This is a genomic window from Streptomyces sp. CG 926 (assembly GCF_003148825.1).
Classification (GTDB): domain Bacteria; phylum Actinomycetota; class Actinomycetes; order Streptomycetales; family Streptomycetaceae; genus Streptomyces.
Window position 1 is genome coordinate 119,099 of record NZ_QGGZ01000001.1, and the last position, 23,138, is coordinate 142,236.

The 23,138-nt window shown below is 72.8% G+C and carries 19 protein-coding genes; 14 read left to right on the forward strand and 5 right to left on the reverse strand.

The window, feature by feature from the left end; translation table 11 throughout:
• Nucleotides 1-19 precede the first annotated feature (19 nt).
• The 4 genes from BCL76_RS00425 to BCL76_RS00445 all read left to right on the forward strand — a co-directional run bounded on the left by BCL76_RS00425 (nt 20) and on the right by BCL76_RS00445 (nt 2,877).
• Nucleotides 20-655 (forward strand): ATP-binding cassette domain-containing protein, encoded by a 636-nt coding sequence (locus tag BCL76_RS00425; RefSeq protein ID WP_109777258.1) that lies wholly within the window; start codon nt 20-22, stop codon nt 653-655.
• Nucleotides 652-1,518, forward strand: coding sequence for a metal ABC transporter permease (locus tag BCL76_RS00430; RefSeq protein WP_109777259.1), 867 nt, complete (start codon nt 652-654; stop codon nt 1,516-1,518). Before BCL76_RS00425 ends, BCL76_RS00430 begins: the two co-directional genes overlap by 4 nt.
• Nucleotides 1,476-2,285: a metal ABC transporter solute-binding protein, Zn/Mn family gene (locus BCL76_RS00435; RefSeq protein ID WP_109777260.1), complete on the forward strand. Its 810-nt coding sequence runs from the start codon at nt 1,476-1,478 to the stop codon at nt 2,283-2,285. Before BCL76_RS00430 ends, BCL76_RS00435 begins: the two co-directional genes overlap by 43 nt.
• A gap of 283 nt (nt 2,286-2,568) precedes the next feature.
• A complete protein-coding gene (locus tag BCL76_RS00445; protein WP_258309150.1) occupies nt 2,569-2,877 on the forward strand; it encodes a ferrous iron transport protein A in 309 nt (102 codons plus the stop codon).
• A 60-nt stretch (nt 2,878-2,937) separates the two neighbouring features.
• Here the strand turns inward: BCL76_RS00445 and BCL76_RS00450 are convergent, their stop codons facing one another.
• The gene (locus BCL76_RS00450) at nt 2,938-4,611 is read right to left on the reverse strand and encodes a class I adenylate-forming enzyme family protein (protein WP_109777261.1); all 1,674 of its coding nucleotides are present in this window, start codon (nt 4,609-4,611) and stop codon (nt 2,938-2,940) included.
• Nucleotides 4,608-6,446 carry a CoA transferase gene (locus BCL76_RS00455; protein ID WP_109777262.1) on the reverse strand — a complete coding sequence of 613 codons (1,839 nt, stop codon included), beginning with the start codon at nt 6,444-6,446 and terminating at the stop codon, nt 4,608-4,610. Before BCL76_RS00455 ends, BCL76_RS00450 begins: the two co-directional genes overlap by 4 nt.
• Before the next feature lie 187 nt (nt 6,447-6,633).
• Between BCL76_RS00455 and BCL76_RS00460 the strand changes: the two genes are divergently transcribed.
• On the forward strand, nt 6,634-7,800 hold the full coding sequence (locus BCL76_RS00460; RefSeq protein WP_109778253.1) for an acyl-CoA dehydrogenase family protein: 1,167 nt from the start codon (nt 6,634-6,636) through the stop codon (nt 7,798-7,800).
• Between the two features lie 229 nt (nt 7,801-8,029).
• Here the strand turns inward: BCL76_RS00460 and BCL76_RS00465 are convergent, their stop codons facing one another.
• Together BCL76_RS00465 and BCL76_RS00470 are read right to left on the reverse strand one after the other, a co-directional pair.
• A complete protein-coding gene (locus tag BCL76_RS00465) occupies nt 8,030-9,136 on the reverse strand; it encodes a sugar ABC transporter permease (RefSeq protein WP_109778255.1) in 1,107 nt (368 codons plus the stop codon).
• Nucleotides 9,133-10,275: an MFS transporter gene (locus BCL76_RS00470; RefSeq protein ID WP_258309151.1), complete on the reverse strand. Its 1,143-nt coding sequence runs from the start codon at nt 10,273-10,275 to the stop codon at nt 9,133-9,135. Before BCL76_RS00470 ends, BCL76_RS00465 begins: the two co-directional genes overlap by 4 nt.
• Nucleotides 10,276-10,605: 330 nt before the next feature.
• On the opposite strand from BCL76_RS00470, the gene BCL76_RS00475 reads away from it, so the two are divergent.
• From BCL76_RS00475 to BCL76_RS00490, 4 genes are all read left to right on the forward strand, one after another.
• Nucleotides 10,606-11,343, forward strand: a complete 738-nt coding sequence (locus BCL76_RS00475; protein ID WP_109777263.1) for a hypothetical protein — start codon at nt 10,606-10,608, stop codon at nt 11,341-11,343.
• A gap of 150 nt (nt 11,344-11,493) precedes the next feature.
• Entirely contained in the window at nt 11,494-12,210 is a 717-nt protein-coding gene (locus BCL76_RS00480; protein WP_109777264.1) for a sigma-70 family RNA polymerase sigma factor, read from the forward strand.
• A 484-nt stretch (nt 12,211-12,694) separates the two neighbouring features.
• Complete coding sequence (locus BCL76_RS00485; protein WP_234313988.1) at nt 12,695-13,333, forward strand: DUF4142 domain-containing protein; 639 nt, start codon at nt 12,695-12,697, stop codon at nt 13,331-13,333.
• Between the two features lie 9 nt (nt 13,334-13,342).
• Entirely contained in the window at nt 13,343-14,716 is a 1,374-nt protein-coding gene (locus BCL76_RS00490) for a DUF1996 domain-containing protein (protein WP_109777265.1), read from the forward strand.
• Between the two features lie 499 nt (nt 14,717-15,215).
• Here the strand turns inward: BCL76_RS00490 and BCL76_RS39510 are convergent, their stop codons facing one another.
• Nucleotides 15,216-16,553 (reverse strand): PucR family transcriptional regulator, encoded by a 1,338-nt coding sequence (locus tag BCL76_RS39510; protein ID WP_258309154.1) that lies wholly within the window; start codon nt 16,551-16,553, stop codon nt 15,216-15,218.
• A gap of 599 nt (nt 16,554-17,152) precedes the next feature.
• On the opposite strand from BCL76_RS39510, the gene BCL76_RS00505 reads away from it, so the two are divergent.
• The 5 genes from BCL76_RS00505 (at nt 17,153) to BCL76_RS00525 (ending at nt 23,047) form a co-directional block, all read left to right on the forward strand.
• Nucleotides 17,153-18,004, forward strand: a complete 852-nt coding sequence (locus BCL76_RS00505; RefSeq protein WP_063755731.1) for a hypothetical protein — start codon at nt 17,153-17,155, stop codon at nt 18,002-18,004.
• Nucleotides 18,001-19,452, forward strand: a complete 1,452-nt coding sequence (locus BCL76_RS00510) for an NADH-quinone oxidoreductase subunit NuoF family protein (RefSeq protein WP_234313990.1) — start codon at nt 18,001-18,003, stop codon at nt 19,450-19,452. The genes BCL76_RS00505 and BCL76_RS00510 overlap by 4 nt, the downstream gene beginning before the upstream one ends.
• Nucleotides 19,453-19,579: 127 nt before the next feature.
• Nucleotides 19,580-20,581: an SCO0930 family lipoprotein gene (locus BCL76_RS00515; RefSeq protein WP_258309155.1), complete on the forward strand. Its 1,002-nt coding sequence runs from the start codon at nt 19,580-19,582 to the stop codon at nt 20,579-20,581.
• 102 nt (nt 20,582-20,683) lie between these two features.
• The gene (locus tag BCL76_RS00520; RefSeq protein ID WP_109777266.1) at nt 20,684-21,277 is read left to right on the forward strand and encodes a hypothetical protein; all 594 of its coding nucleotides are present in this window, start codon (nt 20,684-20,686) and stop codon (nt 21,275-21,277) included.
• 189 nt (nt 21,278-21,466) lie between these two features.
• Nucleotides 21,467-23,047, forward strand: a complete 1,581-nt coding sequence (locus BCL76_RS00525; RefSeq protein WP_109777267.1) for an alpha/beta hydrolase — start codon at nt 21,467-21,469, stop codon at nt 23,045-23,047.
• Nucleotides 23,048-23,138: the final 91 nt, after the last annotated feature.

A 23,138-nucleotide genomic window follows, 5' to 3' on the forward strand; every position in this document is an offset into this window, starting at 1 on the left:
GTGGCGGAGGAGGCAACGGATGGGCGGGCTGGATGTGCGCATGCGGGAGGTCGTGTGCCGGCACGGCCGGGTGGAGGCCGTCTCCGCCGTCGATCTGGAGATCGCCGCCGGTGAGCGCGTGGCCCTGACCGGTACCAACGGCTCGGGCAAGACGACACTGCTGCGCGCCGTCCTCGGTCTGCACCGCCAGACGACGGGCTCGATCCGCGTCGGCGGCCGCGAGGGCCGGTCACCCGCGGAGTGGGCCTGGCGGCGTCGGGCCTGCGCCTGGATCCCGCAGAAGCCGGCCGCCGGCCGCTTCCCGCTGCTCGGCGCCGAACTGCTGGCCGCCAGCAACGCTCCGGCGGAGGCGGCCGAGGCCGCCGAGCGGCTCGGTGTGGGCCGGCTCGTCGGGCGGCCCCTGCACACCCTCTCCGGCGGCCAATTGCAGCGGATGTACCTCGCCCGGGCGATCGGATGCATCGCGGCGGGAGCCGAGCTGCTCCTGGCGGACGAGCCGACCGCCGCCCTCGACTTCGACGGACAGTCGGAGGCCGCGGACGTCCTCACCTCCCTGCCGGTGACCCTCATCGTGGTGACGCACGACAGGGCGCTCGCCGACCGGTGCGACCGCGTACTGGAGATGGCCGCCGGCCACCTGCGGGAGGTCCGGTGAACCTGGCCGGCGCCGACCTCGGCGAGCTGCTGCAACTGCTCCCCGTGCAACGGGCCGGCGTGGCCCTGCTGCTGGCCGCGATCGGCCTGCCGGTCATCGGGGTGGTCATCGTCGGACTCGACATCATGCCGGTGCGGTTCGCGATGATGCACGTGGCCCTGCTGGGCATCGCCGTCGGCCTGCTCACCGGACTCGACCCCATGCTGTGCGCGCTGGTGGCCTGCGCGCTGGCCGGCGCGGGCGTGGCCCCGCTCGCCCGGACCCCGGACGGCCTGTCCGGGGCGATGGGCCTGCTGATGAGCCTGGCCATCGCGGCGGCGCTGCTGCTGCTCGCCGTGTCGGGAGTCAACGCCTCCGGAGCCTTCGCCCTGTTGTGGGGGTCGATCCTGTCGGTGGGCTCGGCCGACCTCGTGGTCCTGGGGGTGCTGGCCGTCGTCGTACCGGGCCTGTTCTGGTGGCGGCGGCGCGAGATCGGCCTCCTGCTCTACGACCGCGAGCTCGCCCAGTGTTCCGGCGTACCGGTGCGGGCGCTGACGTCCGCACTGCTGGTCCTGGTCGCCATCGCGGTCGCCGGGGCGATCAAACTGACCGGCGCCCTGCTCGTCGACGCCCTGACCCTGCTGCCCGCACTCGCCGCCCGCCGCCTGGGCAGCTCCCTGAAGTCGATCACCCTCTGGGCGGTCGGCATCGGCGTGGCGGTGAATCTGACGGGGTTCCTGCTGGCCCTGTGGCTGGACTGGCCGCCCGGCCCGGTCCTCGTCCTGACCGCGGGGGCACTGGTCCTCGCGGTGCATTTCATACCCGAACGGAGAATCAGCTCATGGCGCGCACCCGCGTCCGTATCTCTTCCCTCGTCGCACTGAGCGCGGCCCTCCTCCTGACCGCCGCGTGCGGGAACGATCCCTCACCCCAGGACACGAAGTCCGAGAACGGCCCGCGGCCGCAGGGCAAGAAGCCGGTCGTGGTCGTCACCACCACCTGGGAGGGTGCCTTCGCGAAGGCGGCGGGCGCCGAGGACGTCAAGGTCATCGTGCCGCAGTCCGTCCACCATGCCCCGGACTACGACCCCAAGCCGTCGGACCTCGCCGCCGTGGCCAAGGCCGACTTCGTGCTGTACGCGCCCTTCGAGCCGTACGCCGCGAAGATCAAGGAGGCGGCGGGCTCCAAGGCGAAGCTGGTCGAGGTCGACCTGGACAACGACCCCGACAAGGTCAAGGCCGAGGTCGACAAGCTGGGCGCGCTCTTCGGCACGGCGGACGCGGCCGCGCAGTGGAAGACCGGCTTCGACACCGAGTACACGAAGCTGAACAAGGAGGTTCAGGCCGGGTGGCCCGGTGGCCGCAGCCCGTCGGTCGTGACCCAGGTCTTCACCGCGTGGTCGGCGAAGCTCGCCGGCGCCACCCCGGTGGGCACGTACGGGCCCGAGGCCGTGACCCCCGCGCAGCTGGCCGAGCTCTCCGCCAAGAAGCCGGAGCTGGTGCTGGACAACGCACACATGTCGACCGGCACGGTGCTGCCCGACTCCGGCGCCAAGCAGGTGAAAATCGTCAACTACCCGGGGGAGGACCTGGACCTGCTGACGGTCTACCGCAACGCCGCGGCCGAGCTGAAAAAGGCCATGGGCGCTTGATGATCAGCTGCTGAGGAGTCGCCCCGCGGCTCGCGCGAGCCCAGACGAGAACCGGCCATTTCCCGGTGCACCGGTTCGCCGTTCCGCGGGGCGCTCCGCCACCATGGGCGGTGCCGGAGGTCGTGATCATCATCGACCCGAGCCACTGCCTCCGGCCCATGACTGCCGTTAACCGGTGGCGGCGGCGGCCGTGCGTGGGGAGGGTGGGCGGATGGGTACTTCCTCCTCTTCCTCCCCTTCTTCCTCTTCCTCTTCCTCTTCCTCTTCCTCCGGCGCGGCGTGCGTGGGTGACCGGGCGGCCGTCGAGCAGCTGATGGGGCGGCCGTTGCCGCAGGACCGGCCGTCCGATGCACTGCCCGCGGGCAGTCGGGTCGTCGTGGTCCGTGATCCGGACTGGGACGGACCCTGGCGGAACGAGTTCCTGGGCACGATCGACGACATGGGCGCGCCGGAGCCCGTCGAGCACCCTCATGCCCGGGCGGGCGAGCTGGCGTACTGGGTCACCTTCGACGAGTCGCAGTACGACGGGAACGGGGAAGGCCCGTACCGCAAGGCCCTGATCTGGGACCGGTACCTGCGGCCCGGGCCGTGAGGCGGGCTTCGTCCGTCCGTGGGGCCCGGCGGCAGGAGCCTGCCGCCGGGCCCTCTTCCCTCAGCCCGCCTGTGCGAGCGGCGGCGCCGCCTCGCCGGTCGCCGCGAGGCGCTCGCGCAGGGCCGCGCGGTCCGGTTTGCCGGCCGCCGTCAGCGGCAGTTCGGCGAGCAGGAGCAGCCGCTCGGGGTGCTTGTTCCGTTCCAGCCCGCGCCGGGTGAGGTGTTCGCCGAGCGAGGCGAGGGTGAGCGGCTGCCCGCCGCGCGACACCACGCAGGCCGCCAGCCGCTCCCCCATCAACGGGTCCGGGACGCCGACGCAGGCCACGTCGCGGACCTGGGGGTGCGCGGTCAGTTCGCGTTCCACCTCCGCCGGGCTGATGTTGGCACCGCCGCGGATGACGATGTCCTTGAGGCGGCCGACGATGTGCAGGACGCTGTCGGAGTCGAGGTACCCGAGGTCACCGGTGCGGACCCAGCCGTCGGGCGTGCGGTAGCGGGCGTCCAGCTCGGGCGCGCCCACGTAGCACAGCGGGGTCATCGGGCCGCGCGAGATGATCTCCCCGACGGCGCCGTCGGGCAGCGGTTCGTGCGTGTCCGGGTCGGCGATGCGGATCTCGGCGACCCGGGGGTCGGGGTGGCCGGCGACGACCCCGGATCCGTCGGTCGGCGGCACCGTGTTGCCGAGCCCGGTGTGGCAGTTGACGCCGTCGGCGGAGCCGTAGAGGTTCACCACGGGGCAGCCGAAGGCCTTCGCGGCGGCGGCCGCGGTGGTCTCGTCGAGCGGGGCCCCGCCCAGGACCAGTGCGGTGGGGGTGGGCAGCTCCTCGTCCGTCCCGTCGAGGCGTTCGAGCATCATGCGGACCATCGTGGGCACGCCGAGGATGTGGGTCGGCCGGTGTTCACGTACCGCCTCGATCGCCGCCTCGGGGGTGAAGCGGTCGAGCAGGACGAGGGTGCCGCCGTGCCGGGCGAGGGTGACCGCGGTGCCGTTGGACCCGAAGGCGGAGGCCAGCGGTACGAGGAACAGGCAGCTCGGCGGGGTGCGGTCCGGGATGAGGGAGGCGAGGAAGTTCCCGCGTCCGCCGGCCAGCGCGTTGTGCGAGTACGCGATCATCTTCGGCTCGGCCTCGGAACCGGAGGACACCAGGATGCGTGCGGCGCTGTCGGGGTCGGGTCGGGCGGGGACGAATCCGCTGGGGTCGGAGCGCAGCAGCCCGGCCAGGTGAATCGTTCTTTCGGGTGCGACCGGCCCCGCGGCGATGACATGGCGCAGGGCCGGGAGGGACCCGGAGAGCGTGCTGAGGTCCGCCGCGTGCCGCAGTTCCCGGTACTCGGTGGCCGCGATGACGGCGACGGCCTCGGCGCGGCGCAGCAGGCACTCGGCTTCGAGGACCCCCCGGCCCACCGGGAAGGGGAGCGCGATCGCGCCGAGCGCGGCGAGCGCGAGATCGGCGATGACGGCGAAGCGGTCGTTGGGGAGTTGCACACCGACCACGTCGCCCGGGCCGATCCCCAGTTCCCGCAGGCCGGTGGCCAGACATCGGACCTTGCGGTCCAGCGCGGTGTAGCAGAGCTTGCCCTTGGCATCGAGGACGGCCGTGCGGTGCAGGTCGGCGATCTGGCGGGCCCGGAAGAGGCTGTAGAGGTCGAGGTCGGGGCAGGTCCCGTCCACCACCCAGGACCGGCGGAGTTCGGCGGGCAGCAGGTCGTGCAGTACGAGCCTGTCGGCGGTCATACGAAGCTCCAGGGGTCGGGGACTGCGGGGGCGCCGTGCGCGTCGCGGCTGATCGAGCCGGTGAAGCGCGGGTCGTGGTGCAGGTCGGACAGCTCGGTGGTGACCGCGGTCGCGGCCAGCCCGTGCTCGCGCAGCCGGGTCAGGGCCTCGGCCGTGGACAGACCGCCCAGGTCGTGGGCGGCCACGGCGTGGGCGTCGGCGTCGGCCGGCGCGAGCCAGCCGTCCGCCGTGGCCCGCGGGAGGCGGAATCCGGCCGGCCGCCGGGGATTCTCACCGCGGGCCGCCCGGCGCAGCGCGGGGGCGGACAGCGTGTCGGCCGCGCCGAGCAGGGAGGAGTCCACCCGTACTCCGTGACCGGTGCGTTCGCGCAGCAACAACCCGGCGAGGACGGCCTCGGCACCGAGCAGTCCGCCCAGTACGTCGAGCAGGGTCATCAGCGAGGGCGCCGGGGCCTCGCCCTCGGGACGGACGGCCTCGCCGACGCCGGTACGGGCCTGGACCATGAAGTCCGTGCCCATGGGGGCGTCCTCGATCCGATCGGCCCAGCCGCTGGTGTACGCGTAGACGAGCGCGGGATTGACCCGTGCGAGGTCCGCGGAGTCGAGGCCGAGCTCGGCGGCCTTGCCCGGTGCCCAGTTGTGCAGGAAGACGTCGGCCCCGGCCGCCAACTCCCGCAGCCGCCGGCGGTCGCCCTCCCGTTTGATGTCGATCTCGACGGCCCGCTTGCCCCGGTTGAGGGCGAGCCAGCGCGCCGAGATACCGGAGCAGGCCGGGGGCATGCCGCGCAGCGGGTCGCCGCCCGGGGGTTCGATCCGGATCACGTCGGCGCCGAGGCTCCCGAGCAGGTGCGCGGCGAGCGGCGCCTGGATGCGGCGGCCCGCCTCCAGTACGGTCAGCCCGGCCAACGGCCCGCCGGAATGTGCCGCGCCGGGCAGCCGGTGCGACCGGGCGGTGAGGCGGCCGGTGGCCGACGGGGCCAGGGACCAGGGGGCGGCGCCGCCGCGTTCGGCCGCCCGTTCGGCTGCCCGTTCCGCGAGCGGGCGCAGGGCGCACACCTCGGTGCCGTAGGCGGCCGCGGCCCGCCGGATCCGCTCCCAGGAGTGGGACCGGGCGGTGAGGTGGAGGGCGGCCGGGAAGGGGGCGCAGGCGGTGGCGTAGCGGAACTGGAAGGGCCGCCAGCCGGCCCGCAAGGCGTCCGCGGGCGCGTCCAGGGCCTTCCAGAAGGCCGCCCAGGCGCCCGGGTCGAGTGTCTCCAGCTCGAAGAGGACACCGTCGGCCGAGGTGAACGGCGGCCCTCCGGGGGCCAGTTCGGCGGCCTCCCCCTCGTCCGCCCCGGCGGCGGCGAGGTACTGGGAGACCGCGAGCAGGCCCGCCCGGTCCGCACCCGTGGTGACCGCGCGGGCCACCCCGCCACGGGCCTGGCCCACGAGGGCCGCGAGCAGCCCCTGTACGGCCAGGATCCCGGTGGCGGTGGCCGCGTAGTCGACGGCGAGGCCGCGCGGGCCGCCGTCGCGCCGGCCGTGCACGGCCATGATGCCGGTGGCGGCCTGCACCGTGGCCTCGTCGACGAGCCCGCTCGCGGGATCCGCCCAGGTGGCGGTCGCGTGCGCCGGATCGAAACCGCCGCCCGTGAGCGTGGTGCCGCCGGTGGGTAGGGTGCCGTCGGTGATGGCGACGGTGCCGGCGGTCGCGCCCTCCTGTGCGGGGCGGTCCGTCCGTGCGCCGAGCAGCCTCAGGTGGTCGGCGATGACGCTCGTGATCTGCGGGGGCCCCGAGGTGTCGAAGCGCAGTGTGTCGAGCGGCCGGACCGTCTGCGTGGTTGCTGGTGACGCCATGCCTCTCCTCTCCTGGCGCGGCGGTGGCCTGCGCCCGGGTCTTACCGAATGTGGGGAACCCGGGAGCGTCCGCGCCCGACCAGTTCCACGGACAGGGAGTCGGTCGGAGGTTCCCGCGAGTTCCCGAACGAGGAGGAAAGAAGTGACGGATCCAGGCGCGGGCCACCCCTTGGACGCACAACAGGCCATGGGTTCATCCGACTTGAGAGGAAGGATCGACCGGTTCGTCCGCTCCCGGGTGATCCCCCGCGAGGCGGTGCTGGACGGGGGTGGGCCCGCGGCGGCCGAGGCCCTGGCCGAACTGCGCGGCCAGGCGCAGGAGGAGGGCTTGTGGGCACTGCCGCTCCCGGAGGAACTGGGCGGCGGCGGGCTCGGGTTCCGCGCGTACGCCGAACTGGCCGAGGCGGAGGGGGCCAGTGATCACGGTCCGGCCGCGCTGGGATCCGCCCCACTGCTCGACGTGACGATGCTGGCGCGGCACGCGGGCACCGCCGTCCGCGAGGCGTACCTGAAGCGGCTGGTCGCCGGGGAGATACGGACCTGCTACGCCATGACCGAGCCGGACGTCCCCGGTACCGATCCCCTGCGGACCGTTACCCGGGCCGAGCGCGGGCCGGACGGCAGTTGGCTCGTCACCGGCCGCAAATGGTTCACCTCGGGCGCCGCGGGCGCCGACCTGGTGACGGTCATGGCCCGCACCGGTGGGAGCGCCGGTGACCGCGAGGGGCTGTCGCTGCTGCTCGTGCCCACCGCGTCGGCCGGATTCCGCGTCGTGCGCGAGCTCCCCGTCCTCGGCGCGGGCGGCCAGTACGAGATCGAACTGGACCGGGTACGGGTGCCGGCGGACCATCTCCTCGGTGAGCCCGGGGACGCGCTCACCATCGCCGGTGAGCGGCTGCAGCTCGGCCGTACGCTGCGCTGCCTGCGCTGGCTCGGGCAGGCCCGGCGGGCCTTCGACCTCATGTGCGAGCGGGCCGCCACCCGCAGCGGATCCCGTGGGCCCCTCGCCGACCAACAGCTGGTCCAGAGTCACGTCTTCGACGCCCTGCTGGCCCTGCGCACCACCCGCCCGCTGGTGCACGAGGCGGTGGCGCTGCTCGACGCCGGGCGGGACGCGCGGACGGAGGTGGGGCTCGCCAAGGTCGCCGCCGCGCGCATGCTCCAACAGGTCGCGGACTCCGCCATCCAGGTCCACGGCGCCGCCGGGCTCGGCCCGGACACCCCGCTGCCCGGACTCCTCCGCACGGGCCGGGCCGCCCGCATCCTCGACGGCCCGGACGAGCTGCACATCACCTCGGTGGCCCGCCGGGTCCTGCGCGGGTACGGGCGGGACGGCGTCGCGCCGGGGGTGTAGGGGGTGCCCGGCGCAGCGGCGCCGGCCCCGGGCGCAGCCGTGGATGTCGGCCCCGGCACGTACGGAAAGGGACGGCCCAGGTCGTCGGGGCCCCGGGTGGAGGGGCGCCCGTGTACCGGACGTACTCGGGCGCCCCGACAACCTGGGCGTCGCCCCGGACCGAGTCCCGGGGGGGGGATGAGGTGCCGTGCCGGGCGGGCCGGGCCCGACAGGATCCGGAAGAGACGGTCTAGACGCGGGTGATGTCGACGACCCCGTGCACGGCGGCGAGGCCGAGCGCCAGGAAGAAGTCGCCCCACACGAGCTCGTGCCGGACGGCCAACCCCTTCCCGGCGTCGTAGCAGCCGTCCAGCAGCATCCCCGGCGGGCGCCCGGAGTCCGGGCCGGTGACGTGGCGCTCCGCGAGCCGGCGGAGGGTCGCCTCGGCCCGGTACGCGTATCCGGCCGCCCGCGGGCCGGGCACCCGGGCGAGTTTCAGCAGGGCGACCGCGGTGATCGCGGCGGCGGAGGTGTCGAGCGGCCCGTCCGGGCGGCCCGCCTCGGCCACCGGGACGAGGCCGCCGGCCGGGGACTCGCCGCCCGCCGCCAGGAGTTCGGCCGCCAGGAGTTCCGCCGCCGCGTCGAGCCGGGCGGCGGCCGGGCCGGGCCGGGCCAGGTCCGGTCGGAGCAGGGCGTCGGCCACCGCCAGGAGCAGCCAGGCGCGGCCCCGGCTCCAGCCCGGTGGCGGGTCGGCGCGGGGTTGCCAGCCCGCGACCGCGTCGAAGCTCAGGGCTGGAGCCGGCGCACCGGGACTCGCGCGCAGGCACAGTTCGAGGTGGCGGTTCAGGTGGGCCGCGGCTGCTGCGGCGCCCTGCGGTCCGGCCCCGGCCAGCAGGGGTACGGTCCCGGGCACGCCGTCCACGCGGGCGAGCAGGCGGGGTCCGCCGAGCGCGTCCCCCCAGGGCACGAGCCCGAGTTCGTGGTCGTAGGCCGACAGCACGGCCCGGGCGGCGAGGCCTTGGAGCTCGGTGGCCTGGGCGTCGTCCCCGGCCGGAGCGGTCCCGTACCAGAAGATCAGGCCACGGGTGGCGGTGTCGGCCCCTGCCCATGGTTCGAGGCGGGCCGTGCACGCGGCGGCGGCCCGCCGGTCGGCGGCGTCGCCGGTGTACCGGGCCCGTAGCCAGAGCAGCCCGGCCCAGAACCCGCCGGTCCACGAGCCGCGGCCGGTGGTCGTCCACCGGCCGTCGGCCGGATCGGCGTACAGCGGGAAGCGGGGGCCGACCGACTCGGCGGTCACCGCCACCCGTGCCATGACGGCCGCGAGGGCCGGGCCCGGCTCGGCGCCGCCCGCGCTCATGCCGCGCCCCCCCGCCGGTCCCGGACGGCCCACGCGAACGCGACGACCGCCGCCGCCGCGAACTCCGCCGCGACCAGCAGCCAGCCCGGCCCGTACCGGTCGCTCTGCGCGAGCACGCCGAAGAGGGGCGGGCCCACCGCGAATCCGCCGAAGAACCCGGCCGCGACCAGCGCCGAGTCCTGTCCGGCGCGGCCGGGGGCGGCCCGCTGCATGACCAGCACCATCGAGACGGCGTTGCCGGAGACGGCGAAGACGCCGACGGCGATCGCGCCGACCCACACCAGCGGTCCGGCCAGCAGGGCGGCCGCCAGCAGCACCGCCGCGCCCAGCGCCCCGCACGCCAGCCACCCCGGGAGCCACTCGGCCCGCCCGGGCCGGGCCGCCTTCGACCATCCGACCCGGCCCGCTATGCCCGCCACACCGAGTACGGCGACGAGGGCGGCCGCCGCCGTCGGGCCCATCCCCAGGCGCTCGGCGCCGAAGAGGGCGAGGTAGGTGTTGACCGAGGCGATGCCGGCGCCGAGGAACAGCGAGAAGACGGCCAACCAGGCCACCATGCCCCGCGGTACGAGAGCCGTAGGGGGCCCCGAGGGCGGCGGGGCGGGGTCGGTGGGCAGGACGCGCAGCGCCCACAGCCCGGCGAGGAGGGCGGCGCCGGCGCCGGTCCAGACAGCGCCCCGCCAGCCGATGCCGCCCGCGAGCAGCGCGAGCGGCAGTCCGGCGGCGAAGGCGCCGAGCTGCACCCCGGACTGCTTGAGCCCGGTCACCGCGCCCCGCCGGGCGGGCGGAACGGCACGCAGCACGGCCTTGTTGGTGGCCGGGTTGGCCAGCGCCTGGGGTACGCCGCCCAGGGCGACGGTGCCGAGCAGCAGACCGGGGCCGGGCGCGGCGCCGATCAGGGCGAGGGCCGCGGCCGAGAGCAGCAGCAGGACCACCAGGGAGCGGCGCGGTCCGATCCGGTCCACGATCCGGCCGCCGGCCGGGGACAGGACGGCGGCGGTCCCGAAACCGATCGTGGTCGTCAGCCCCAGCACGGCCGGGGACACCCCGAGTTCGGTGACCAGGCGCGGGCCCAGCGCCCCGAGGAGGAACAGCTGGAGCATCGAGAACGCCATGGCGCAGGTGAGCAGCGCGGTCAACTGCCGCCCGGCACCGTCGTCCTTCGCGGTCGGCGACGCGGTCGCCGCCCCCGCAGCCGTACCCTTCGCAGCCGTTCCTCTCGCCGTCCCCCTCTCCGGCTCCCTGGCCGCCCCTTGCGCCGTCACGAAGTCTCCCTTCCCAGGACGTTGAACTCTTCGACCGAGCGGGTAGGCAGTCGGATGGAGCGGCGGGGAGGTTCCCTCCCTCCGCTGTGCCCTGCACCACACGAGGCGGGCGACCCGGCCCTGACAGGCCGGGACGCGGGAACTTGTCCGGAAGTGCGCACCCTGATGTGCGGCTCGGGAGGCCGGTGCGAGGATGAGCCCTCCATGAACCCGGTCCGCTGTTTACGAGCGCTACGGGCTGCGGTGTTCGCAGCCCTCTGCGTGGTGCTCGCGGCGACCGGACACCTGCTCATGTCCGGTGCGGCGGTGCCCTGGTGGGCCTTGACCGTCGCCTTCCCGAGCACGGCTGCCACGGCGTGGGCCCTCGCGGGACGTGAACGCGGGCTGCTCGCCGTCACGACGGCGGCCGTCGCCGTCCAGGCGGTGCTCCACACCGGTTTCGCTCTCTCCCAGTCCCTCGTCGGGCCGGCCGCGCCGAGCGGATCCGGGCAGATGTCCTCGATGTCCTCGATGGCGCCGATGGCGCGGACCGCGCGGCCGACCGGCCTCGGGACGCCCGAGGCCACCGCCCACACCCACCACGCCATGCACGGGGCGACGGACGCCGCGTCCACCCTGACCGGTGCGACCGGCGGGCCGTTGCCGGGCGGGATGCACGAGGCCGGCGCGATGTCGCCGGTCGGCATGCTGGCCGCGCACCTGCTGGCCGCCTTGCTGTGCGGGCTGTGGCTCGCCCACGGCGAGCGAGCCGCCTTCCGTGTGGTGCGCGCCGTCGCCGGACGCCTGTGGACTCCACTGCGTCTGCTGCTCCGTACGGTGGTGCCCGCGCACCGACCACCCGTCCGCATCCGCCGCCGGCGCCACAACCGCGCGCCGCGCCGGCTCTTCCTCGTCCACGCCATCACCTCACGGGGTCCGCCGGCGGGAACCGCTGTCCTTTGACAGCTGGTTCCCCGAGCCGCGACCGCGACCGCGTTCGCACCCGCACACCGCGCCTCGGGCCTCGGCCATGCCGTTCGGCAGGCCGCACCCTTCACCGGCCCCGCCCGCTCGCGGCGCCGGACTCCCTTTGCCCGTAAGGACCTTGTGGCGATGACTGCTGCCCTGACGACCCCGTCGACCCCGTCGACCTCCTCGACCCCCTCCTGTACGGCCGGCGACCGGCCGGCTCGGCGTACCCCCGATTCCGACGCGGCGGTGACCCGGCTGGCGCTGGACGCCCGCGACGGCGATCCGGTCAAGACCGACCGGTTCGTGCGCGCGCTCCACCGCGACGTCTGGCGCTACGTGGCCTACCTCAGCGCCGACACCCAGGCGGCCGACGACCTCACCCAGGACGTCTTCCTGCGCGCGCTGGCGAGCCTGCACCGGTTCGAGGGCCGTTCCTCCGCGCGCACCTGGCTGCTGTCCATAGCCCGTCGCACGGTCGTGGACAGCCTGCGCCGCGCCGCCGCCCGGCCCAGACTCTCCGACCGCTGCGACTGGCAGACGGCGGCCGAGCAGACCCAGCCGTACGACGTGCCGGGCTTCGAGGACGGCATCGCGCTGGCGGAACTGCTCGCCGTGATCCCGTCCGAGCGCCGGGAGGCCCTGGTCCTGACCCAGTTGCTGGGCCTGTCCTACGCCGAGGCGGCCACGGCCGTCGGCTGCCCGATCGGTACGGTCCGCTCCCGGGTCGCCCGCGCCCGTACCTCCCTGATCGCGCTCCTGACGGACACCCGGACGACGGAGCCGGCGCCGGAGCCCCCGGCGCCGCGGCACGAGCGGGCCGGGGAACGCATGCTCACGGCGGCCACGGCGCTCGCCTGAGCCGCCGGCCGCGCCGGCGGACGTATGCATAGGAGGGGAGGGCTGCGGGCGCCGTGAGCGGCCGCAGCCTTCCCGCGTCGGCCCACCACGATGAACAGGCTTGTCCGGTACGGGAGTTGCAGCGGGCTGCCCGGTCGCAACGCCGAGGCCTGCGAGCGGCGCGCGCGGTATGACGGGCACGCGGGCAGGGTCGGACCGGACCGGGGCACGACGGGGCACAACAGGGCACGACGGCACCACGCGGCCGAACGTGCGGGCGCGCCGCAAGATATCAGCCTTCCGCGCGGTCGCCGGGATGTTTGTCCGATGGTGATGTCCTACGGCCTCGGCGCCGCGCCCGGCACTAGCGTCCGGGACACCCCGGGAATGCGGGTGCGCACCGCACAGTTCGTGCGGACCCTCCTGCCCCGCCACCCCCTCCCGGCCCTTGGAGCGAGGAGGCACAGTGCCGTCATTGCGGCGGAGATCCATCAGCAGTTTGTCGGTGGCCACGCGATACACGATCGGAAGCGGCCTGGTCATCACCGCCCTTGCCCTCACACTGATCGCGCTTCTGATCCCCGTGGACAGTTTCGGCAGCCGGCCCGCGGCCGCCGTGGCGGGTCCGGCAGGTGACGACGACGGCGGCGGAACGTTGAGCACGGCCTACGGACCGCTGACCGCCGCGGACCGGGACTTCGTCCGCAAGGTCCGGCTCGCCGGGCTCTGGGAGCTGCCCGCCGGCCGCCAGGCCCAGCAGCGCGGGTCCAAACCGGCGATCAAGACGGCCGGCCAGCACCTGATCGACGGCCACACCGAGCTGGACCGGCAGGTCATCCAGGTGGGCCAGGCCCTCGGCGTCGACCTGCCCAACCAGCCTTCCGCCCAGCAGCAGGACTGGCTGGGCCAGATGAACCGCGCACGTGGGGAGGAGTACGAACGGCTCTTCGTCCAGCTGCTGCGACGAGCGCACGGAAAGGTGTTCGCCCTGCTGGCCGGAATCCGGGCACAGACCAAGAACTCCATGGTCCGAGCCCTCGCCACGTCCGCCAACAACACGGTTCTGGACCACATCACGGTCCTCGAAGACACCGGACTCGTCGACTTCGACGCGCTCTCTGACAATGTCCAACCGACGAAGTGAAGTGATCGCATGAGTGCAAAGGGCCACAAACGCCCACGGCTGTCGAACAAGGTCCTGGGCGTGATATCCGCGCTCGTCCTGGGCGGTGGCGGGGTCGCCGTCGTCGCCGGGAACGCGTCCGCCGGCCAGGACGGTCAGGCGATTCAGACGATCGATTGCCCCGACGTGGGAGAGAAACTCACCGCGGTCCCCGATCAGGCCAAGCCCGAGGTCGACGCGAACCTCGCCAAACTGGACGACCAGGTGGCCGACGCGTACAAGAAGCTCGCGGCAGGCCAGTCCAAGGGCAACGCCCTCCTCGGCGAACTGAAGCAGAAGCGCGACCAGACCATCAACGGCATGAGCGACGCGATGGGCCGGGCGGGACAGCCTCAGGCGGACATCAAGTCGTTGAGCGCGTGCACGATGAAGGACGCACCCGCCGCGGACGCGGCCGACGCCAAGGTGGACGCCGCGAGCAAGGGCGAGCAGGGCGCGGTCGCCCAGGCCGCCGCGAAGAAGGGTGGTCCGGCGAAGAACGACTTCGTCAACATCACCAAGATCAAGCCGAACGTCCGCAACCCCCAGCAGGCCGGGAACGCCTCCAAGGGTTCCTTCACCTCCCAGTGCGGCCGCAACGAGAACAACCACTTCAACCCCGACAACGTCATCGTCGCCCCCGGCGTCTCCAACGGCGCCCACCACATGCACGACTACGTCGGCAACAAGACCACCGACGCGTTCTCCACGAACGGCAGCCTCGCCGCGTCCGGCACCACGTGCGGCAACGGGGACCAGTCCGCCTACTACTGGCCCGTGCTGCGCCTGCGCGACGGCAAGGTCGAGAAGGACGCCAAGGCCCCCGGCGGCGGCCAGGACGGCAACGTCGGCACCATCCTCAAGCCGAAGCAGGTGTCGATCACCTTCAAGGGCAGCCCGGTCGGGAAGGTCACGGCGATGCCCCGCTTCATGCGCATCATCACCGGTGACGCCAAGGCCTTCACCAACGGCAACGCCAACGCCAACGCTTCGTGGAGCTGCACGGGATTCGAGAACCGCCAGCTGAAGGACAAGTACCCGGTCTGCCCCAAGGGCAGCGACGTCGTACGCACCTTCAACTTCCAGAGCTGCTGGGACGGCAAGAACATCGACAGCGCCAACCACCGGACGCACGTGGCCTTCGCGGACAAGAACGGCCAATGCCAGAAGGGCTTCAAGGCCATCCCGCAGCTGGTGATGCGCCTCACCTACGGGGTGGCGCCCGGCGCCCGGTTCGCCGTGGACAGCTTCCCCGAGCAGCTCCACAAGCCGGCGACCGACCACGACGACTTCATCAACGTGATGTCGAACGGCCTGATGAACAAGGCCGTGAACTGCATCAACAACGGGCAGAACTGCCGCTGACCCCCGCAGCGGGGGGGTTCCCCCTCAGCTCCCGGGCCGGACGCCCACTCCCCCATCCCCGGCGTCCGGCCCGGGACAGGTGTTGGCCCGAAGCCGACTTCGGGCCGACACCGCCGCATGTATACGTACGCCGCCGCCGAGTCCCGGCGGCGTACGTATTGCACGAGACCGGCCGGACGGCGTGCCCCCCACGGCACGACGCCGGCCGCACGGCGTGACCCACGGCGTATCCCACGACGTGTCCCATGGCGCATCCCATGGCCTGTCCCCCGACATGCCCCATGGCCTGTACCCCGACGTATCCTCCGGCGTCTCGCACGACACGGCGCCGGCCGCACCGCGTACCCCACGACACGGCGCCCGTACCGACGGCGTACCGCACGACGCAGCGCCCGACCCCGCGGCGCGGACAGGACACGACGCTCCCATGACCTACGCATCCACACACAACAGCCCGGCCCGGCCCCGTGATACGGGGCCGGGCCGGGCTGTTCGTGGCTCAGAGGCCGTTGACGCGAGCCATGCGTCCGACGACGACGGGGGTGAAGTCGGCCTGGATGACGCGGGCGGCCCTGCGGCCCACCCGGGAGTGCTGACGCCGGACCTGGGCCATCAGCCGGCGGCTGCGCAGCGCCATCTCGAGCTCGAACCGGGTACGGGGGTCACGCAGGCCGGTCCCGAAGAGCTTCTCCAGCTGACGCATGCGGTACCGAACGGTCTGGGGGTGGACGCTCAGCGCCTTGGCGGCCTCGGGGGCCCCGCCGCCCTCCAGCCAGGCGAGCAGCGTCACCTCCAGCCGCTCGCTCTGGCGGGGGGTCAGGTCGGCCAGCGGTCGCAGCCATCGGGCGGCCAGCGCGTGGGCCAGGGGCTCGTCCTGGAGGAGCAACAGGGTCGAGAGGTGGTCGTCCACGAAGACGGGCCTGGCCTCCACACCGGGACGAGCCGGTGTCAGTGCGGCCAGGCGCAGGGCCCAGCGCAGCGAGGAGGCCGTGTCGCGGAGCGGTACGGCGTGGCCCACGGCCGCGAACCGGCCGCGGAGCAGGTGTTCCAGCGGGGCGCGGTTGTCCGGTTCGGGGCTGGGGACGAGCAGGCACGGACGGCCCGCGAACATGCCCACGAGGCAGTGGTCCAGTACGGCGGCGAGTTGCTGGGTCTCGCCGGGCGTGGCGGGCACGATCGCCCGGACGGCGAGCGGGAGAGGCCAGCCGGCCGCCTCCGCGAGCTCGCTGAGGGACATCTCGGAGGCGTCCCTGTCATCGGTGAGGGTCTTGAAGAGGTCGTGCCGCGCCCGATCTATTTCGCGGACGGCTTCGTGCCGGGTCTCGTGCCGGCTCTCCTGCCGGGCTTCGCGCAGACCCGCGTGCCGGGCCTCGCGCAGACCTTCGTTGCGGACCTCGCGGAGGCGGCCCCCACGGAGGCCTTGGTCGCCGGTCTCCTCGCGAAGACCTTCGTGTCGGCCCTCGTGCGTGACCTCGCACTCGTGCCTGGCCGCGATGCCGACCTCGACCTCGTGCTCGACCTTGCTGTCGAGCCGGCTCTGGATCTTGACCTGGTTCTCGATCTCGTCCTCGCTCTCGGCCTGTTCATCATGCTCGTCCGGTGCTTGTTCCCGGGGCTGTTCCTGGTAGCCGAGGACGGTGAGGAGAGCCTCTTCCACCCGCTGCCGGAACAACTCGTCATCAATGGCATCGTTGTCATCGATAAGTGCGGAAAATTCCGGAATTCCATGCAGAAGCTCCTCCACTATCTCGGCGGCCAGCGAGGGCAGTTCCCTACGCAGGACGCGCGTCCACTCGCCACGTGGGCGGGACCAGATGCGGTTCAGAAGTTCACACATCGTTTTCCTCGTTCGTGCCGGGGTGAGGCTTGTCAGGGGGAAGAGCGACAAGCCCGCCGAGGTTGCCCCTCACGCCAACATCCGTGTCTGACGCGGGTTTTGCGGCCCTCGTACTCCCTCCTGGAGAGGTCCGACCACTTACGGTCCCGTTGTTTTGCCGTGTCTTTACCGTCTGGGACGCGTAGATGACGGTCAGTGCGGTGGCCTGTCGCAACCCCCGCTGGAGGGGAATCTTCCGGTGTTGTTCGTAGCGTCGGAGACGCGGTGCGAGAAATTATCACGTTTCGATAAATCCTGTGGAGCTGCTGTGCAGCTCCACGATGCTGCTGCACTCCGGCCCCAAGTTCCCTCGGCCGGCGCGGAGTTTCACAGCGCTGCCGGGTACGACGACAACGACCCCCGGGTAACGAGCGCCAGGTGGAGTGCTCGTATACCCAGGCGCACAGGAGACCTGGATGCCCCTGCCCCAGCCTCAAAGGCCCAGCTCACACAGGGCCCGCCGCAAGAACCGCCATGCCTCGGCTGCGGCTGCGGCTGCCGGAAGGAGGGCCGTCCGACGGCCCTCCCTCCTCCCCAAGGAAGGCAGGCTGAGCCGCGGCGTGCTCTGTGCCGTCGGCGCGGCCATCGTGCTCGTCGCCGTGGCTGCCCGCGCGGGCGCCTTCACCCAACTTTGGGCCTTCCTCGATTTCGGAGCGGGCGTGCTCTCGCTCGTCTCGCTCACCGCCACCGTCCTATGGGGACTGGCCGCGACGGACCGGGTCGTCCTCGGTTCGGGACACCGGCTGCTCGCCCAGGGCGCGCACCGCGGCCTCGCCGTGTCAGGACTCCTCTTTCTCGCCCTGCACATCTGGATCAAGGTCGCGGGACAGCGGACGACCGCGGCTTCCGCGGCCGTGCCGTTCACGGATGCCACCCGGCCCGTCCTGGTCGGGCTCGGCAGTCTGGCCGGATACCTCTTCATCGCGGTGGCCATCTCCGGCGCGGTGCGCAGCGTGTTCAACACCAGGAGCGGCTCGGCGTGGTGGCGGGTCCTGCACTTCGCCGCCTATCCGGCCTGGGGCGCTTCCCTGGTGCACGGCCTGAAGTCGGGCCGCGCGGCCGCCCCCTGGGTCACGTCCGCGTACGCGCTGGCCCTGCTCGGCATCGTGGGTGTGCTCGTGTTCCGGGTCAGGAGCCGGATGCAGGAAGCGGCCGTCTTCGTGCCGCCCGTCCCCCAGCCCGTGGCGCCGGCACCCGTCAAGGGCGGCGTGCCCCGACAGAGGCGTGGCTCACGCCCCGCGGCGGCAGCCGTGACCGCGAACCAGGCCCAACCGTCCCAACCGGACCGACCGGCCTTGAGTAACCGACCGCCCTTGAGCAACGAACCTCCGCGCACCGCCGTCTACGCTCCGAGCCGGGCTCGCGGAGCCGCGGATGCCGAGACGCTCATCAGCCGGGACCAGTGGCTGTGAGCGGTGAGACGCGCCCCAGCCTCGGCTGTGTGGGCGCTCCCCGGCTGCTGGCCGGGCTCGACCAGGCCGCGCGGCTCGACCGCGTGGCCCATTTGACGACGCACGGCCAGATGCCCCGCTACCGGCCGGAGGAGCTCGTCGACCTCGCCGAGAACATCGACCTCCGCGGGCGCGGCGGGGCGGGCTTCCCGTTCGCCAAGAAACTGCGCTCCGTGATGCGGTCGGCACGCGCCGGGGACGGACAGACCGCCGTCGTCGTCAACGGCAGTGAGGGCGAACCGAGTTGTCTCAAGGACACCGCTCTCCTGCTGCACACCCCCCATCTGGTGCTCGACGGGGCCCTGCTGGCGGCCGCCGCGCTGAACTCCGAGGACGTCGTGGTGGGCGTCACCCGGGGGGACGTGGAGCAGTCGCTGCGGGAGGCCGTCGCGGAACGCGGGCCGGCCGGGCGCCGGGTGCAGATCACCCGGCTCCCCGAGCGCTTCGTCACCGGCGAGAGCACGGCGCACGTGAACGGCCTCAACGGCGGCCCGACGCTGCCTTCCGGCCAGAAGGTGCGCACCAGTGACCGCGGTCTGAACGGCGTGCCCACCCTGTTCTCCAACACCGAGACCTTCGCCCAGCTGGCCGTCGCCGCCCGGCTCGGCGCGCTGGACTTCCGTGCGACCGGCCTGCCCAGCGAGCCGGGCACCATCATGCTGACAGTGGCGGGCAACACGGTCGTCGAGACGCCGAGCGGTGCCGCGCTCTCCTACATCCTGGAACTGTGCGGCACCGATCCGGGCCAGGGCGTCCTGGTCGGCGGCTATCACGGCAAATGGCTCACTCCGACCAACGCACGTGCGGCCGAGATATCGCGCGAGTCCCTCGACCGGCTCGGCGCGCGGCTGGGGGCGGGAGCGGTGCTGCCGCTGCCCATGGACACCTGCCCGGCCGGCGAAGTGGCCCGCGTGACCCGTTGGCTGGCCAAGGAGTCGGCCGGCCAGTGCGGTCCCTGCGTACGCGGGCTGCCCGCCATCGCCGACGTACTGGACGACGCCATCCGGGGCGGCGGCAGAGCCGCCCTGGAGATGCTGGAGCTGCGGATGAAGGCGGTGCTGAAGCGCGGTGCGTGCAGCCATCCGGACGGCACCTCGAACTTCGTCGCCTCGGCGCTCAGGACCTTCCCGGACGAGTTCCGCGACCATGCGCTCGGCAGCGGCTGCGGTAGACGGGTGCTGGGCGCCCTTCCGTTGCTCGAGGACGAGGAGAGCCCGGAGCGGCTCTTGGTCGACTGGACCCTCTGCCGGGGCCACGGGCTGTGCGTGGACGTCCTGCCCGATGTGGTCCGCCTGGACCTGGACGGCTTCCCCGCGGAGGCGTCCATGGTCGTACCCCGCTCGCAGCGTCAGAAGGCGCTGCGCGCCGTGCGCCGCTGCCCGGCCCTCGCGCTGCGCATCCAGGACTGAACCAATGCGCCGGGTTCAATGTTGGCGCGATCTGACAAATTCCCGGCGATATCCGCTTCCGCAGCTCCCGGCCCCGTATCAATTACCGGGGGCAAGGAACGCGGAACCCGAACCTGAAGGAGAGATCGTGAAGATAAAGCGTCGTGAGATATTCGCCGGGTCGGCGGTCGCGGTACTGATGATGACGACAGCCGCATGCGGAGGCTCCGACAATTACGGGGGAAAGGCACCCGCGGTCCAGCCGGTGGGCGACACCAAACAGGTCGGAGCCGGATCCGGTTACGGAGACCCGTACGGAAGCGGTTCGGGAGCCGCCCCGGCGGGCTCCGCCGACAAGAGCGGCCCGGCCGGCGAGCTGAAGGTGAGCGAGATCCAGGGCCTGGGATCCGGGGTCACCGACAGCGCGGGCATCACGCTCTACCGGTTCGACAAGGACACGCCGAAGCCGGCCAAGTCCAACTGCGAGGGTGACTGCTCGGCGGCCTGGCCCGCGGTCGCCGCGAACGACGCCTCGGTCAGCGCGGGCATCGACGCGGCACTCCTCGGTTCCGTCGAACGGTCCGACGGCACCAAGCAACTCACCCTCGCAGGCTGGCCCGTGTACCGCTACGCGAAGGACGTCAAGGCCGGCGACGCGCTCGGCGAAGGCGTCGGCGGCACCTGGCACGTCCTGGGCCCGGGCGGGAAGCCGGCCAAGGCGGGCAAGGGCGCGGCGGCCGGGGCCGAGAAGGAGGAGAAGGAGGAGAAGCCGGCCGAGGCGGCGAAGGACGGCGAGCTCACCGCCGTACAGAACCCCGAGCTCGGAACCCTCGTCGAGGACGCGGAGGGCAAGACGCTCTACCGGTTCGACAAGGACAGCGCCTGGCCGATGAAGATCGGCTGCGTGGACGCCTGCACGGACACCTGGAAGCCCGCCAAGCCTGTCGACAAGAACAAGGTGAGCGGAATCGCGCCGGAATTGATTGGAAAGGTGAAGCGGCCCGACGGGACCGAGCAATTGACGATCGACTGCTGGCCCGTTTACTCCTTCACCGGTGACAAGGAACCGGGCGACACCACCGGGCACAACAACAAGGGTCTCTGGTTCGCCATCACCGACAAGGGCAAGAAAGCGAAGGTCGTCGGCTAACTCCTGTCAGCGGCCCGCCGATCCGCCCCCGAAACGCGTGGTGCCCGGGTACCTCCCCACCCGGGCGCCACGATCCCTCCCCGATCAGCCAGAGAGGTCGCCATGCCGTCCACCGACCGCCGCACCCGCCGGATCCGGCGGATTCGCCCGTCGCTTCCGGCCCTCGCGGCGGTGTGCGTCGCAGCGCTGCTCTGCGGGGGCTGCTCCTCGAAGGCGGCGGCGCAGCACACCTCGGCCGCGGCCTCGAAGACCGCGGCGGCGGCGCCCGGAACCTCCCTCGAACAGATCGCCACGGCTATCGGCTGCACCGCCGAAGTGAACGTAGAGGCAGAGGAGTTGCGCCAGGGTGGTTGCCAGGCCGGAGAGGTCGTCTACCGCATGGTCACCTTCGCCGCCGAGTCGGGGCTGCACTCCTGGCTGACCGAGGCCCGGATGTACGGCGGGCTCTATCTGGTCGGCGACCGATGGGTCGTCACCACGGCGAAGGAGGAGGCCCTGACGGCCCTCCGCGGACGTCTCGGCGGCTCCCTGGAGACCGGCGACACGCACGGTGACGCGCACGGCGGTACGCCCGGTCAGACGCCCGGCCAGACGCCCGGCGGTGCGCCCGGTGAAACCCCCGGCGCGACCCAAGGTGGCGAGCACGGGAGTGAGCATGAGGGCGGGCACGACGGCGGCCAGGAAGGCGGTCATTGAGCCGTTCCTGAACCGCGCACACGTCGGCCCCCGGAGCACGACCGGGGGCCGACTGCGGCGTGTCGGCCACCTGTCCTGTTGTCGGCTCGTTCGTGAGGCGCACAGAGCACGGACCTTCGGGATGATTCGGCCGGGCGCCACGTACAACAGGGTGGAGGCGTAAGCGACTTCACCGAAAGGAACGGCTCAGTGCGCCTGAAACGCTTCGCACCGCTGCTCGCCGCCGCCGGACTCATCGCGACCACCGTGCCCCTGTTGTCCGCCACCCAGGCCTCCGCCACCCCGGCCGCGGACCACCTTCGGCAGAAACCCGCCTGGCACCGCTGCAGCACCGAGCAGCCGGCCTCGTACGAGTGCGCGACGCTCAAGGTCCCGCTCGACTACCGGCGTCCCGACGGACCCACGCTCGACCTCGCCATATCCCGGATCAAGAGCGAGAACCCGGCCAAGCGGCACGGCGCCATGCTGCTGAACCCGGGCGGCCCGGGCGGCCCCGGCCTCGACCTGCCGCTGCTGGTGGGCGCGGCGATGCCGAAGGAGGTACGGGAGCGCTACGACCTCATCGGCTTCGACCCGCGCGGCGTGGGTGCCAGCAGTCCGATCACCTGCGGACTGACCGACGCCGAGCAGAACTTCGACCGCGCCTACCGTCCGGAGAGCTTCGGCTCCGACGTGACCTGGGCGCGCACGGTCGCCGACAAGTGCCGGGAGAAGGCCGGTGCGGTGCTGCCGTACATCACCACCCGCAACACGGCCCGGGACATGGACACGATCCGCGCGGTCCTCGGCGAGCGCAAGCTCTCCTACCTGGGCTACTCGTACGGGACCTACCTCGGCGCGGTGTACTCCCAGATGTTCCCGGACCGCACGGACCGCTTCGTGCTCGACAGCGGCGTGGACCCGCAGCGGATCTGGCGCGGCATGATCCAGGTCTGGGCCACCGAGGCCGAGCCCGCCTTCGCGCGGTGGACGCAGTGGGCGGCGCAGCGATCGGCCGAGTACCACTTGGGCGACACCCCGAAGGCCGTGTCCGACACCTTCTGGCAACTGGTGGCGCGCGCCGACAAGGAGCCGTTCGAGTTCGAGGGCATGAAGGTCGACGGGGACATGATCCGCTCCACGCGGGCGGTGTTCTTCTACCCGGCGCAGGCCACCCCCATGGTCGTGGCCCTGAAGGCGGCCTCCGAGGGCAAGCCGCTGCCCGCGGGCACCACCGCGACGGAACTGAAGCGGCTGCTGACCGGCGGCGCGGCGGACGAGCCCGCCTCGGACAACGGCACCGCCGTGTTCTGGGCCGTGGCGTGCGGGGACACCGGCAGCTGGCCCCGCTACACCGAGCAGTACGAGCGGGACGCGGTGAAGGACAAGGCCAGGTACCCGCTGTACGGGGACTTCGCGTCCAACATCAAGCCGTGCGCCTTCTGGGACCGGCCGGTCGAGGCGGCCACGCCGATGCACAAGAAGGCGAACGTGCTGACGGTGCAGAACGAGTTCGACTCCCAGACCCCGCTGGTGAGCGGCCAGGGCCTGCACAAGGCCCTCAAGGGCTCGCGGATGGTGCTGGCGGCGGGCGGTGAGGGCCACGGCGTGTACCTCTTCGACCCCACCTCCTGCGCCAACGCCTCGGTGAACGCGTACCTGGCCACGGGCGAGCTGCCCGCCCAGGACGTGACCTGCCAGAACCCGCCGGCCGCCGCCGAGCGGCGCGACTCGGTGGCGCCCACGAAGCCGCTGCCGCTGCCCTTCCCGTCCACGCCCGGACGCTTCTGACAACCGGCAGCACCACGCGTCGACCCGGTCGACCCGCGGGTCGACCCGCGGAACCTGCCCGAGCATCGGCCCGGGCGGGTTCCGCGGCCGT

What these genes read in the sequence shown, in the direction of transcription:
- BCL76_RS00425 (WP_109777258.1), top strand. Translation starts at nt 20, where the DNA reads ATGGGCGGGCTGGATGTGCGCATGCGGGAGGTCGTGTGCCGGCACGGC.
- BCL76_RS00435 (WP_109777260.1), top strand. Translation starts at nt 1,476, where the DNA reads ATGGCGCGCACCCGCGTCCGTATCTCTTCCCTCGTCGCACTGAGCGCG.
- BCL76_RS00450 (WP_109777261.1), bottom strand. Translation starts at nt 4,611, where the DNA reads ATGACCGCCGACAGGCTCGTACTGCACGACCTGCTGCCCGCCGAACTC.
- BCL76_RS00455 (WP_109777262.1), bottom strand. Translation starts at nt 6,446, where the DNA reads ATGGCGTCACCAGCAACCACGCAGACGGTCCGGCCGCTCGACACACTG.
- BCL76_RS00460 (WP_109778253.1), top strand. Translation starts at nt 6,634, where the DNA reads ATGGGTTCATCCGACTTGAGAGGAAGGATCGACCGGTTCGTCCGCTCC.
- BCL76_RS00465 (WP_109778255.1), bottom strand. Translation starts at nt 9,136, where the DNA reads ATGAGCGCGGGCGGCGCCGAGCCGGGCCCGGCCCTCGCGGCCGTCATG.
- BCL76_RS00475 (WP_109777263.1), top strand. Translation starts at nt 10,606, where the DNA reads ATGAACCCGGTCCGCTGTTTACGAGCGCTACGGGCTGCGGTGTTCGCA.
- BCL76_RS00480 (WP_109777264.1), top strand. Translation starts at nt 11,494, where the DNA reads ATGACTGCTGCCCTGACGACCCCGTCGACCCCGTCGACCTCCTCGACC.
- BCL76_RS00490 (WP_109777265.1), top strand. Translation starts at nt 13,343, where the DNA reads ATGAGTGCAAAGGGCCACAAACGCCCACGGCTGTCGAACAAGGTCCTG.
- BCL76_RS39510 (WP_258309154.1), bottom strand. Translation starts at nt 16,553, where the DNA reads ATGTGTGAACTTCTGAACCGCATCTGGTCCCGCCCACGTGGCGAGTGG.
- BCL76_RS00520 (WP_109777266.1), top strand. Translation starts at nt 20,684, where the DNA reads ATGCCGTCCACCGACCGCCGCACCCGCCGGATCCGGCGGATTCGCCCG.